Raw genomic sequence first — 13,853 nt, 5'->3', positions numbered from 1 at the left:
CTTATTCAAATAGCCAGTCGATCTCTTTTCCAGTTCCTGCCAGCCCCGCGTTGTAGGCCTTTATTTCCTGATTTCCATCAATAAAGCCTACAATCATTAAAACTCCTTTTGGCAGGTTCAGCGTATGCGTACCTGCATTGAAAGAGTATGAGTGGATATTGGCAGGCGGGTATTTACCGGCAACAACTGCGTTTGAAATCTTAATTTCTCCCTGCCCATAGTCGTTCGCAGTTGCGTCGGTTTCGAGCTCAGGAGCCTGGGCATAAAATGGTTCTTTAGAATTGAAGTAGGCCACCAGCAATTTCACCGGTTTTTGGGTGCTGAACCGCAGGGTAGTTCTGTTTTTTTCCTGAACTGCTTTAGGTAAACGGATACCTTTCAGACCTTCAAGTTCTACCGCCAGATGTTGTATTTGCACAGCCGTGTCCGGGAAAATGGATTGAGCTGCAGTCACTTTGTAAAACTCGGCTCCTTTTGTTAACAGCTTCACCTCCACATTCTTAAATGGAACCTTTTTATGCGTAGCAGCGGATTTATTCGTCTTCAGGGAATCAATGCTTTTCTTGAAGTGATCCAGCTCTTTTTGGAACACTGGCAGCATTTCTTTCCAGTGAATATAAGTAGCGTCTACGCCGCGCATTGGGATTTTGCGTTGAGCCGTTTGCATACTGTTGGCGTAGAGGTAGGTATCGTTGGTGAGCTTCACCAGGTCCGCGTAGTGCTTCACGCTTCTTTCCAGATATGGCAGCGCTTTCTCCAGGTCTTTCACATCTTCAGAATACTTGTACCTCAATACCGCAACTGCCGCTCTGGCCTTTTCTGCGTAGTGATTGGCCATGGCGTTGTAGGCGTACATGTCGTTCTTCAATCGTGCAAACTCTTCCTTGTTTTTGGTCACAAAAGGTGCCGCCTTGTCTATCGCCTCCACGGCTTTTTTACCATGTTCAACCACTTCATCCGCTACTTGAATTGGCGTCTCCCCGATATGTTTTTGGTTTTTCCACTCCTTCTCTGCATACTCAATGATCATCTCCCCTTCCGGAGCTTCTGATTCATAAAGCAGCGTAAAAAGACCATATCTGAAGGGATTGATTAACTGAGTCATCAGCATTCCTAAAGTCAACGTCTGGCGATTCCCATCGGTGATACCGTAGCGTCTTAATAATTTAGGAGAGATTTCACCTGATTCTTCATGCGCATTAACGATGTGCTTGCTGTGTTCCAGGTTCAGACCGAAGGTGTCCGCAAGTGCTTTTCCCCAGTACTCATCTTCGCCGGCCTTATCACGATTAGCTTTCCAGGCATATCGAGCCCAGGTTTTGTACCACATCCAGTCGCGATCAATCTGCAGTTGACGAGGAGTTATTTTATCAGCGGTATAAGGCCAGTCCCAGTAGGAGGCCTGTGGATACAAATGCAGTCCATTTGACTCATAGATGTTGTGCATTGCCTGCACTGATTTTTGGATAAAATCAGGAGAACTGTACCTGAACGGTTCGAGATTGGCAAGAATGTGCACATTTTGTACGTGAACAGTACCAATCCGGCTCAAAGTTCTGTGCAGTTCGGCCCATTTACCACGCGGAGTGTAAGTAGTTAATGCCTCGCCGTTGTACTTTGCCATGGTATACAAATTCTTATAGATCGGCAAAGCCTCTTTCATCACACGAGGTGCGTCAGAATCGTGTGCACGAAGCACGATCGGTGGTTCTGCCGTCTTTCCAAGCGCTTTCAATCCATCTTTAACTCCCGAAATAATGGTCTTGGTAAACCAGTCGACATCATCTTGTCCTACCCCTTCCATTGCTTCCCCTAAAGTTACCAGCAGACCAACGTTCGGATATTTTTCAACGAAAGCGGCAATAGACTTCTGAGTATAGTCAGCAATCAGAGGAGTGATCGGACGGTTACGATCCTGCGTCTTTATATTATGCTTTTCAGCGAAAGGCTTTGATACGATAATATTGTAGAACATCTGGATCACCCAGATACCGCGCTTGTCGGCTTCTTCGGTTAAAAAGCTGAACATCTCCTCATTTTTCCTGAAGGTTGCTTCGTCCACTTCCAGGGCGTATGGATAATCTTTTAACTTCACTAATGAAGCAAATGGATGACCATTCCAGAGGTACAGGGAATTGTAGCGGTTCTCCACCATTATATCCAAATACTTGATCCAATGCTCTTTGTCGTAGAACCAGGGGAACTGATCAGGCGTGTAAGGATACTCGTACACATGTCTTCCAGGCAGATAGTAGGGCTTTTGGACACCGATACAAGTACCTCTGAGTACCATTTCTGGCTGATCGTGAATATTAAGATTTTGAGGGATAGTCCGCTGATTGTTAAGTCGTTCGATCAGTTCAACGCAACCATATAACGTTCCTGACTCATCGTTACCGGCCACGATTACTTTAGAGTCATTCGAAAGCAGCGAAAAGCCTTCCTTTGCATTGGCGGCATTATATTTTAGGCCGAGTTTCTCGGACGCACCGCTTATCAGCTGCGATGTTTTTAGTCCCACAGCGATCAGCTGTTTCCCTTTGGGAAGCTGATTTTGCTCGTGCAGGGTTACTTTATAGCCGTGTTTCTGGAGCGCTGTTTTTAATTTTTCTACCCCGAATTTAATTCGGCCATTAGCAGCGGCCGGGCTCACAATAGCAACTGCTTTCGCCCTCGCTGGCTCTACTGCAGAGGCCGCACCAGCGACAAGTAGCATCAAAAAAAGTAGAAAGTGTTTTCTAAGGAAATGCATTGGTTCTCCCTTCGTAGTAATGTGTGTGTGCAAGTTAATGGTTCTACTACTGGTTAGCATTCAATAGTAAGTTTCAAAAATACCCCTTAGCAAAGGCTGTTTCCTATAATATTTTCTCCAGCTATTGTAGGATATTACCGGCACGTGTAAAATATGATTTACAAAGTGGCTTAAAATAATAACGGGGAAGATATTTCTACCTCCCCCGCCGGAATTGAAGTTTAACTAATCAATTATATCCTGGGTTTTGACCAAATTCTTGTCCGTTTAGAAGTGCATTAATTTCTTCTTGCTTAATTGGTCTCAATCGATGGAATCCTTCCACGAGAGTAATGTTAGGGTTGCGAGTGGTTATAAAGGTTTTGAATGCTTCACCGTTATTCTCGTACTTAGTGCGCTTCAAGTCAAACCAACGGATGTATTCTCCGCAAAGCTCTCTTGCCCGTTCCTCGAGGATAAAATCAATACCGCCATTAGTAACGTTAGCGGCAGTAACCTGCATATCAGCTACTTTTCCAGGAAGAGCGGCTCTCGTTCTTAAAACATTTAACATATCTGCTGCTCCTTGAGGATTATCTAACTGAAACTCAGCTTCAGCAGCAATAAGATACATCTCCGCCAAACGCATCACGATGATATCTCGGGTTCCCACTTTTGACACTGGGTCAGACCTAAACGGATCCATAAACTTCTTTAGAGTTACAAAATCACGAGTACCTGTTTTTATGGCTCCGCGTGCATCATACATATCATTTCTATCCACAACTATGTATGGTTTTCTGTCTTTGTTCGGAACGACCTTTTTAGTAATTAACAAAGCAGTATCGCGGCCTGAGACCATAACTTGCCCTGTAATACTCGCGTTTTTACTAAGTCGGGTCACGTCGGCTGCAGTCCAGGTGAAATTTTGCGGAGCATTTGCTATCCAAACTTCCTGAAAAGAGGCAGCGTACCGAGCGTCTTTGGTCTCATCGAAGTAATTAAGTAGTGATAGTGTAGGCATTAATCTTCTCTCGTTATCGTAGCCATACGCCAAACTATTTACCAATCCTGGTCTGTTGCTACCTGTATAGGGGCTTTGAAAAGTCATAAAAACCCTGTTAGCATTATCCTCGATGTTAATCCCAGGATTAGTTGAGATGCTAATAGTATAGAGGGCCTCTTTATTTCTCTTATTGTTTGCCGGATTCCATAGGTCGGCTGGATTGGACCATAAGTCAACACCCAACTCTCCTTTTCTGTTGATTACATCTTTTGCAACATCTTTCGCCTTTGTGAAAAAACCATTCGCTTCAGTTGTGTTTCCGGCAGCAAGGGAATAGTAAGCCCTTGACAAGTAAGCCCTTGCCAGGAATCCGAGAGCAGATTTATTGCTTGCTCTACTGTATTCATTTCCCCAAAAAGCTTGAGTTGGAAGGTTAGCAGCTGCAAATTCCAGATCTGAGATAATCAATTTATAGAAGTCGTCTACGGAACTACGGGTAGCAGTTAGTTCTGGCTCACGAGTTTCCTCAGTACGAAGCATTACTCCTCCCCATGTTTCAACAATGTGCCAGTAGTAAAAGGCCCGTAAAAACCTTAATTCCCCTTCTCTGCGGTTCTTCTCGTTTGCATCCGAAAATCCAGCTTCATTTATCCGGCCGATACCAGCATTACACAAGTTTACGCCTCTCCACAAATACTCCCATGTGTTTCTGTTTGGGTTCCCTTGCAGGGGAGTTAATCCGTCGTACTGGGTTAATTGTCTCGCGTATCCGTTTGTCTCCCTATTGTACCACAGGTCGGTTCCAGATTCTCCCATGAAGATTCCATCTTCTTTACCGTACCAGTTTCTTTGCTCATTATAAGCTGCATTCACTAAGGTGACAAAGCCTTGAGGTGTACTCCAGGCAGCGTCGGCGGTAGCACCCGAAGGATTGTACTCATCCAACTTGTTGCATGCAGTCATACTTGATAGAAGTATTGCTGTCACACATCCCGCGTATATAGATTTTGATAATTTCATAGTAATAACTTTCTTAATAATTATAAATCGAAGTTGATACCAAATACAAATTGTCTTGCCAGAGGAGACGATTCAGCTCCCCCTCTTTCAGGATCATAGTCTTTTATAAGATCACTTTTGGTTATTGTGAAGACGTTAGATGCAGTTGCATACAATCTCACGCGGCCGGCGGAGATACGATCCGTTAAACTTTTAGGAATAGTATATCCCAAAGTAACATTTCTTAGCTTAACGTATGAGCCGTCGATGTAAGTAAGGGTTTGATACCCTGCGTAGTTGCTTAGTGTCCTACCCCAGTACGGACGAGGGAAATCATTTGTCGCATTTTCAGGCGTCCAATAGTTGATAAATGCTGGGCTGTTTCCGGTGCCCGCAGTGTTAAACCTACCTAAAAACTCTGCATCAATTGTTTGACCTACCCTGGCAACTAAAAATAGGTTAAGATCAAATGCTTTGTAGCTTAATGTATTCTGGAAACCACCAACCCATTTCGGAACGGTAGATCCAATGTACGTCATGTCTTCTGGCCCAATCATTTTATCGCCGTTCAAATCTGCCAACTTGATATCGCCGGGTTGAAAAGTACTCGTACCAAACTTGTATTGCTTTGCGATATCAGCCTCATCCTGTTGCCATATTCCCAATTTTTTGTAGGTGTAAAATGAGCTTATAGGACGACCTAACAACAGCGAGTTTTCCTCAATCCCACGAGTCGCCAAAATATCAGTACCATTCAGAAGTTCGGTAATTTTTTCTTTGTTCCTGCTGAACGTTAAGGTACTGGACCATCTAAAATTTTTGTTTTGAACATTTATAGAATTTATAGAGAGTTCAATACCTCTATTTTGCATTTCCCCAATATTTTGAGCAACATCAACCACTCCGGTTGATTGCGGTAATTGGCGCATTAGCAGAATGTCCGAAGTAACGGTATGGTAATAATCAAACGTTGCACTAACTCGGTTGTTAAACAATCCTAAATCTAGTCCGAGATCCACCTGAGCAGATTTCTCCCAATTTAGATTTGGATTTCCTACTGTTCCCTCAAATATATAACCTGGTGCAGCGACGTCTCCAAAACCCATTCTGGGCAACTCCGAAATCAAGCTTTGAGTTGCATAAGGCTGGATGTTATAGTTTCCGGATACACCATAGCTTGCCCTTAATTTTAAGTTAGACACTGATGACCGGAACTTTTCGAAAAAGCCTTCATCGCTGATATTCCATCCAAGTGCAGCAGAGGGGAAGAAATCCCATTTTTTACCGGATAAACGGGAAGAACCATCAAAGCGTCCGGATAAAGTTAAAAGATATCTGCCCTTGTAAGCGTAGTTTAATCTACCAGCATAAGCCATATTTGTCCACCCAACATACCGAGTTTCAAGCTCTCTTGCTCCTGCACTGTTACTGGTGGAAGCTAGGTTATAAAATAGTTGAGAGGATAAAACTTGATTAATTCCCCGGCCAAATGTTTCTTCGTCGTCGCTTTGCAAGTAGCTCGTGATACCTGTCAGTGTCACATTATGGTCTGCTATTTCCTTGTTATAGGTTAAGATGTTATCCCAGTTAAGAAATCTGTTATAGCCATTGCGTACGGATGCTTGAGATGTGCGCTGGGTATACCGCTGAAGTGATTCTCTATCATTAAATATACCATGACGACCAAAATTAAAATTGGTTCCCAAGTTCGACTTAAAGCTTAAGCCCTTAAAGGGGGTTAGCTCAACATAACCATTTGCTATGATATTTGTCCGAAGATTATTGTTTCGAGCAACGTATTGAGAAGCTTCATCAGCTAAAGGGCTAATGTTTCCGCCTCTTTGTCCAGTTGGAAACAAGGGATACAGGTCAACATTACCAAACTCGTCGTATGGAGTTCCTAGAGGACTTACCGTCATCGCCTGCCCCAAGGGATCATTACGAAGATTCTGACGGGAATATGTCACCTGAGTTTGAACTCCTGCCTTTGCCCATTTATTAATAGTCTGATCTAAGTTGAATCTTCCTGTGTAACGGTTAAAGTCACTGTTCCTGAACATTCCGGTTTCATTGAAATAACCAAGAGAACCGACGATTCTGGTCCGCTCATTTCCCCCACTGATTGTAAGAGAATGGCTTTGTTGAGTACCGTCTCTTTGAATTAGATCATACCAATCAATCCACTGACCGTTTTGATAGGCTTCAAGCTCGCCATTCTCGGTGAAAACCTTTGGATCGTCAGCAGGGCTGTTCCAAATACCAGCTGCCATACCAGCGTCTCTTCTTAACTGTACGTAAGAATCTCCACTTCTCAAGTCAGGAAATATAAAATCATTTACTCCGAAGTAAGAGCTGTAGTTTATCTTGGTTTTACCAGCAGCACCGCGTTTGGTAGTAACGATAACTACGCCATTCGCTCCCTGCGCCCCGTAAATAGCTGTAGAGGAAGCATCCTTCAATACATCGATTGATTCTATGTCATTTGGATTTATTGTAGAAATATCCCCACCTTGAAATCCGTCAATGATGTATAGGGGGCCATTGCGCGAAGCTAGCTGGTCCCTGTCTGCAATAGTCTTGTTTCCTCTAATTAGAATATTAGCACTTGCACCTGGAACACCCGATACTCTAGTAATATCCGCTCCGGGTATTCTACCCTGTATTGCCTCAGCAGCATTGTGAGTCGGAACCCGGGTGATATCTTCTGACTTTACAGATGCGACAGATCCAGTCAGATCTCTTTTTCTTACCGTTCCATAACCTACTACCACCACCTCTTCCAGAGCTGCAGCATCTTCTGTTAGCGTTATCGCTATAGTTCTCTGCCAAGGACTAACAGTCACGTCCTTTGTGGAATAGCCAAGGTAGGTCACTGTCAGTGTCACCGCTGCATCTCCCGGAACTGTTAGCGAGAAACGGCCGTTAACATCAGTAGACGCGCCTCGCGTAGTTCCTTTAACAAGCACACTTGCCCCGATCAAAGGCTCGCCGTTGGTGTCGGTAACTGTACCAGTAACTGTATAGTCCCTTACATCAGTATCCGCAGATTTTATTACAATCATCTGGTCAACGATCTCGAAAGTAAGTGGCTGATTTTTCAATACTTGCGACATCACCGTTTCAACTGAAGCATTTTCAGCAACTACGTTCACCTTTTGATTCAGATTGATTTGATCATGCCGATAAAAAACAGTGTAATCGCTGTTTTTTTCAATCTTTCGAAGCATTTCCCTCACGGTGGTGTTCGCCTCGTTAAGGTTGAATGTATTCTGTGAATAGCCTGCAGCATGAATCTGCATAACACCAGCGAAGATTAAAATGGTAATAAGCTTCATAGCTCTAAAAATTTTTCGCCAAATAGGAATAGCGAATAGAGAATTTCTACATAAATAAATCATAGATTTGGTCAGTTATTAGTTAATACTGTGCTTCCCCAAGCGATGGGTATTAGCTAGTTAATCAATAAGGCCGGGGTGTGGCAGCATCCCGGTTTTTTTTCTAAAATCAAGTAATTGTCTAAGTCATTCCGTTCCTAGTTGAGTTTATCATTAATTGGTTGTTAGTTTTTTGCTATTCTTATTACTCCCGCCTCAAGCTGGTAGTTAATTGGTGTAGTTTCCTTTATTACCTGAAATACTTTAGACACGGCGCTTATATTCTTAAATGTTCCGGTATACTCAAAGTCTTTCAACTCCTCGTCCTCAAATACAATGGTTACGTTGTATCGTCTTTCCAAAATCTTAGTTATATCCTCAAAGGTCTCTCCGTTAAAAACCAGTAGGTCATCCTTCCAGCCATTGTACTCGTTGATCTGCGAAGGGTTAATTTGCACAACCTTCACCGGCTCGATATCCACCAGCTTACGTTTGGGATTTTCTTCCTGTTTCTGTACGGGGGCGTTTATCTTTAGCACCTGATTAGCGTCCAGGTAAACCTTACTTTCTTCACCAGAACCTTCTGTCAATTTTCCTTCTACGGATACTTTGCCTTCAACCACAGCAGTTTCAAACACATTCTCTTCGGGATAAGCCCTAACATTGAATACCGTTCCTACGTCCCGGATTAAAAATTTTCCTGTTTTTACCAGAAAGGGTATTTTACTATTTACAGGTGCAATGTCAAAATATGCTTCTCCTGTAAGATGAACGGTCCTGTCTGTCTTCCCAAAAGTTCTTGAATAACTTATATGACTTCCCGCATTCACCCAAACAGTACTTCCGTCAGGCAGGGTTACTTTTTTTGTTTCTCCCTTTGGTACATATAACTCAACAATTGATATTTCTGTATCTTTTGTAGCATAAAATTTATATATACCCGCTGTACACGCTCCTACAATAATTGCAGCTGCGGCTACCCGACTCCAGGCCGACAGCTTTTTGATGATCGTCTTTTTGCTCTTCCTGTTAGTTAGAAAAACTTCATAAGCAGCATCTACGTCTATCAAGGCTTTCTCAGCAGCCAGACTATTATGCCAGGCCTCGTACAAGCTAACGTAATATTCTTCGTTTTCCGGACTCCGTCTGATCCATTCTCTTACCTCAGCAGCTTCCGTTTCGTCAGCTTGCCCGGTAATGTACTTTGTCAGCGTTATTTTTATATCCTCATTCATGTGAACGGATATAAGACAACTGAAGGAAGCAATACCCCCAAAAAGAAAATTAATTTTTTAAGAAATGATTAAAAAGGGTAAAAGTATAAACAGGTGCTTCAGGCAGTGACGCATCCGTTCAAGTGCAATGGTCATGTGGCGCTCGACAGTTTTCGTCGAAATATTGAGCTGCTCCGCAATTTCCCGGTTTTTCAGTTGTTCAAATCGGCTCAACTTAAACACCTCTCTGCATTTTTCCGGAAGTTCCTCAATCGCCTTTTTTACCTGTTCTTCCAGCTCTTTTTCTAAATAGGGATTTCGGCTGGTAGAAGGTGTCTCAGATAATAAGTTATGCTTAGCGAGGTAGTTGACATACTCGCTCTCTATCTTTTTGTGTTTTAGATGATTAAGACACCGGTTCTGTACCATCCTGTACAAATAGGCATTGGTGGATATTCCTATTTCGAGTTGCGCTCTTTGCTCCCACAGGTAGGTGAAAGCGTCAGATACGATCTCTTCTGCAACCTGCAAATCGTTGACAAACTTATTGGCAAAAAAAGACAGTTTGGTGTAATAATTCCTGAAAAGAATCTCGAATGCTTGTTCTTCACTTTGCACCTCCTTTTTCTCCCCGGCAATTGTATGAGTAAAAGCACCGACAGACATTGAAACTCTCCTCTTTTTTAAAATTAAGATTCTACCTTAAATGAGCGCTGATCTACCCTATTCTTCTAATGGTTAGTTGTGCGGACGAAGTCAAAAATAACAAAACTTTCGTTCATTTTGCTGTGACATCGCCTCATACTAGTGAAGTATTTTAATGGATAACCTACTTGTTACTTTGAACAAACTTTCCGGAAATATCTTTGATCAGATTCCTGGATATAGGCTTGGTGTAGAAACCTTGTACACAAGGATACTGCTTTGATTTTAACTCATCTTCAGGGTCAAGTGAAGAGGAAAGAATGTATATATCAATATTCTTCTTTAGCACAGGAAGCAGGTCCGCGAACTTGTCGAGAAAGTCCCAGCCAGAGAAATCAGGCATCTGCAAATCGAGTAGAATAACGTCGGGGAGATTTTTAGGATCCAATTTGTTATCGTCGATAAAGGTGAGCGCAGTTTTCGCTTTGTTAAATGAGTTGTATTGGTCAAACGCCTTATAACGGTTTACATATACTTCAGCTACTTTCTGCTGAACAGGATCGTCATCAATAAGAATTATACTAGCCGCCATCAATTTATTAAACCTAAATCTCGCTAAGATACAGGTATTAGCCAAACTTTGCACCAATTCCTTTTACTTAAACCAGTAAAGCCTAACAGAAATACAACATTCCTTTCATCTTTAGTTTTTCTTGGCCGCTTAGTTTTGCTTTAAAAGAGAAAAGAATATGAAAGCAATTTGCCCGGGACACGATGGACCAGTGGAGGTGCCAATGCATTTGGCAGATGTTCAATCAAAGGCTAAAGTAATTGTCTTTAATTGTCCTATTTGTGAAGAAGAGGTGCTACTAACAGCAAGTAGCTTCTCAGATTATGAGGACGGTCTTAAAGAGATTTACGCGGAAGATTTCCATAAATAAAATGTGAACAGCATCTAGGGATTGGTGCTGTTCACATTTATAAAATTACTAGTCTTCGCCGTCAGGCTCTTCATCATCCCACTGCGTGTAGTGATCTTCTTCGTTTTCACCGACGCCTGTGGGATTACCAGCAATCTCATCTTCGTTTAGCGTCTCATCACTTGCGTACCCCCGGTCGGGCTGCTCTCCCTTGTCCTTTTCTTTGTTGTTTGGATCGGTTATCATAGCAATTAGATTTATAGGTTTCAACAAATAGCGCAAGTTAAAGTTTAGCATGCGAAGCTTGCTTGCTGCAACGTTTTCAATGGTACGGCCTTTGTGTTCAATACGAAAAACGAATCATGAAAAAAGGAGAAAAGGTGCATTGGAATTACGGCCGGTCGCAAGCGGAGGGACAAATCGATGAAAAGTATACTAAACCAGTTACAAAAAAGATTAAGGGATCAGAAGTAAAACGGAACGCTACCGAAGAGGAGCCTGCTTATTTGTTGCAGCAAGAGAACGGCAAAACGGTCCTCAAATCGGAAAGCGAACTAAAAAAAGGCCCGAAGAAGTGATGTCCTGTTGTTTATCAGGACCTTCCTCGGGCAGTGATTTAATTAGGGAGATGTTCTATCGCTACTTTTTTGTGAAAATAATATCAGCCTTCCTGCTGGCAGGAATTACCTTCAATACTTCAATCTGTCCGTTAACGACCCTTGCTTCTACCGTTGTGTTGTAGGGCGCGTGCAGTTTAAAGTGAACATCTTTGTCCTTCGGCCAGGTAGGTAGCAGATAGATTTTCTTTCCGTCGGTTTGCAGCAGCATTTCTTGCAGTCCGATCATTCCCGACCCGCCCCAGTTATGATCCGGTGTCCAGTCGAAGCCCGGTCCCCAGAAAGCGGGAAATCTGCGGCCAGAGTCTTTCAACTTCAGAGAAGTGAATTTCCAGGCTTCTTCGCTTAGCCCAAGCCGTGCTGCAAAAATATTGTCCTGCTTCCAACCTACGTGACTCCTGAATTTTAGTACGTCCGGATCATGTTTGAAGGTGTTGATGGCGGTGTCAAGGCCGGGTTTGCCAATTCCATAAATCCCCCAAGGGAAAACAGGATACAATTGAGGACTTTCGGTATTGTTGATCCGCTCCCAGAGCTTTGCTGGAGCGATAGTGGGCTTCCCATCAAACTCCCTAAAACTGAGTGGTGGGATCCTGCTTAACATCGTTTCCCAGGTTTTCCGTTGTTCTGCTGTCAGGTAGCCCGAAGGTAATTCGAGCAGCCGTTCAAGCACCACTTTAAGCCCCTCAATAGTCGAAGTGGCATTGTAAGCCATCTTATAGGTCTCGGCCGCTGATCCTGGGTAGAGCACCAGGTGACCATTAGCATCGAACGTTCTGCTTCCCCGTTTTTTCGCCAGGTACTGATAGTGCTCGTCAAAGAATTGAAGGGAGCTTTCGATAAGGGGCAAATAGTTTTTTACATTCTGGCCTTTATACCGCTCTGTTTCCATGATCATCAGGCAAAACTCCAGCACCGTATCCCACTGGTACTCCAGCCAGGCATTGTGCTCCATCCCTTTGTCGTAATCAGCAGGGCGCTTCCAATTGTATTCAGCGGGGTTGGGCAAGCCGAAATTCTCAATCTGTTCCGTAAAGCTGGCTCCTTTATGATTCCAGTACACTTCACTGCGCAATTCCGCATTTCTCAGCATCTGCAGGTAGAAGTCGAACTGTGGTTTCATCATGTCTACGTCGCCGCTCCTCAACATAGGCCAATAGACCAGACGCTGATTTTGTGCTGTATGAGTTCCCCCACCCCAATTGCGGAAGTCGGGTGTGAACTTTTGTACTGTATCCGTATAAGAAGGATCATAGGTGAACAGCCCGCCGTTGAATTTGGTAGGATACTTACCGAAGGCATTAGCACCCAGCATGTATCGCATTAGCTGGTAGTTTCTTCCCACCTGCCAGGCTATGGTATCCTTTTCGGGATGACCGGAATTGATATAGATAAAACTTCGTTCCCAGTACTTATTCCACCATGATTTTGTTGCGTCATCAGCCTTGCTCAGCTGTTTTTTAGCTTCAATTATTACTGAACTTAAATTTGATTTCCAATCAGTTACAGACTGGGTGTATTGGGTGTGTAAGGCCACCTGAACCCGGTGGTTCCTCGCTGCAGAACTGCTTTTCAGGCTCCAGCTTTTGTAGTCCGTGTCAGTATACCTACCTTCTTTTGTCTCGTAGGCAGCGAAACCCTCGCCGTACAGTTGCCCGCCAAAAATCAGGTCTTTGATAGGATTGAACATCTTGGATTTCACACTGTCCATCCCTTGCTGTTTTACCACGACGTCGAAAACGGTGTTGGGCTCATTCTGATGGTAAAATACAACGGCGTTGCCAGCCATATATATCTGATCTTTCCTGGTTTTTACCTCCCCTTGCGGCGCCCATTTGTACGAATTCTGGTTGTTCTCCCTCCCTTTCAATATCCGGTCTTTGTGTCGCCAGCTCTCATAACTCGCTGTAGCTATAACCGGCACGCTGCTGTTCATCTCAACAGTAACTACCGGGCGAAATACATCTACCCAAAGTTTTAACTCCGCTTTTTGCTTTCCTTTTGTGGCGGTAACAGTGATGTAACCGTCCTTCAGGTGTAACTCCTGCCGAAAGTGTTCTGCGCCGTCGAAAGGATTTGGGCTTAACCTTACCCGCACGCGACCAAGCTTCAGCATCGAGTTATTTTCATCGAAAGTTCCAGAGCGGGCGATGTAGAAAAGCAGGTCGTTATCCTCCATCCAGACGTTCAATCCAATATCCCCGCCACCCAGCGGCATGGATTGGGAGGAGTTTTTCGACTGACTGGTCCAAACGGGATTATAGGAATTTAGCTGAGCCTTTAGAAAGGCCGGCAGCAGGAACAGAACACAAAACAGATATGATTTCAAAGCTTTGATCTTAAATAA

10 protein-coding genes are annotated in these 13,853 nt (G+C 43.5%); 2 read left to right on the top strand and 8 right to left on the bottom strand.

Annotated features, from left to right (window positions below):
* Window position 1 precedes the first annotated feature (1 nt).
* The 6 genes from J4N23_RS01740 to J4N23_RS01715 all read right to left on the bottom strand — a co-directional run bounded on the left by J4N23_RS01740 (window position 2) and on the right by J4N23_RS01715 (window position 10,561).
* Window positions 2–2,812 carry a hypothetical protein gene (locus tag J4N23_RS01740; RefSeq protein WP_242689040.1) on the bottom strand — a complete coding sequence of 937 codons (2,811 nt, stop codon included), beginning with the start codon at window positions 2,810–2,812 and terminating at the stop codon, window positions 2–4.
* A gap of 169 nt (window positions 2,813–2,981) precedes the next feature.
* Entirely contained in the window at window positions 2,982–4,757 is a 1,776-nt protein-coding gene (locus tag J4N23_RS01735; RefSeq protein ID WP_207425281.1) for a RagB/SusD family nutrient uptake outer membrane protein, read from the bottom strand.
* A 20-nt stretch (window positions 4,758–4,777) separates the two neighbouring features.
* Window positions 4,778–8,071, bottom strand: a complete 3,294-nt coding sequence (locus tag J4N23_RS01730) for a TonB-dependent receptor (RefSeq protein ID WP_207425280.1) — start codon at window positions 8,069–8,071, stop codon at window positions 4,778–4,780.
* A gap of 224 nt (window positions 8,072–8,295) precedes the next feature.
* Window positions 8,296–9,345 carry a FecR family protein gene (locus J4N23_RS01725; protein WP_207425279.1) on the bottom strand — a complete coding sequence of 350 codons (1,050 nt, stop codon included), beginning with the start codon at window positions 9,343–9,345 and terminating at the stop codon, window positions 8,296–8,298.
* A gap of 57 nt (window positions 9,346–9,402) precedes the next feature.
* Window positions 9,403–9,990, bottom strand: coding sequence for an RNA polymerase sigma-70 factor (locus J4N23_RS01720; protein WP_207425278.1), 588 nt, complete (start codon window positions 9,988–9,990; stop codon window positions 9,403–9,405).
* A 163-nt stretch (window positions 9,991–10,153) separates the two neighbouring features.
* On the bottom strand, window positions 10,154–10,561 hold the full coding sequence (locus J4N23_RS01715; RefSeq protein WP_207425277.1) for a response regulator: 408 nt from the start codon (window positions 10,559–10,561) through the stop codon (window positions 10,154–10,156).
* Window positions 10,562–10,718: 157 nt separating this feature from the next.
* Between J4N23_RS01715 and J4N23_RS01710 the strand changes: the two genes are divergently transcribed.
* Complete coding sequence (locus tag J4N23_RS01710) at window positions 10,719–10,910, top strand: hypothetical protein (RefSeq protein ID WP_207425276.1); 192 nt, start codon at window positions 10,719–10,721, stop codon at window positions 10,908–10,910.
* A 48-nt stretch (window positions 10,911–10,958) separates the two neighbouring features.
* On the opposite strand, the gene J4N23_RS01705 is transcribed toward J4N23_RS01710, so the two are convergent.
* Window positions 10,959–11,135, bottom strand: coding sequence for a hypothetical protein (locus J4N23_RS01705; protein WP_207425275.1), 177 nt, complete (start codon window positions 11,133–11,135; stop codon window positions 10,959–10,961).
* A gap of 116 nt (window positions 11,136–11,251) precedes the next feature.
* Between J4N23_RS01705 and J4N23_RS01700 the strand changes: the two genes are divergently transcribed.
* Window positions 11,252–11,467, top strand: coding sequence for a DUF2945 domain-containing protein (locus J4N23_RS01700; protein ID WP_242689039.1), 216 nt, complete (start codon window positions 11,252–11,254; stop codon window positions 11,465–11,467).
* Between the two features lie 61 nt (window positions 11,468–11,528).
* Here J4N23_RS01700 and J4N23_RS01695 read toward each other — a convergent pair whose 3' ends face one another.
* Window positions 11,529–13,835, bottom strand: coding sequence for a DUF5703 domain-containing protein (locus tag J4N23_RS01695; RefSeq protein ID WP_242689038.1), 2,307 nt, complete (start codon window positions 13,833–13,835; stop codon window positions 11,529–11,531).
* Window positions 13,836–13,853 lie beyond the last annotated feature (18 nt).

This window comes from Pedobacter sp. SYSU D00535, assembly GCF_017355855.1.
In the GTDB taxonomy this organism is placed as follows: Bacteria; Bacteroidota; Bacteroidia; order Sphingobacteriales; family Sphingobacteriaceae; genus Desertivirga.
This window is presented reverse-complemented; position numbering and strand designations above follow the sequence as displayed.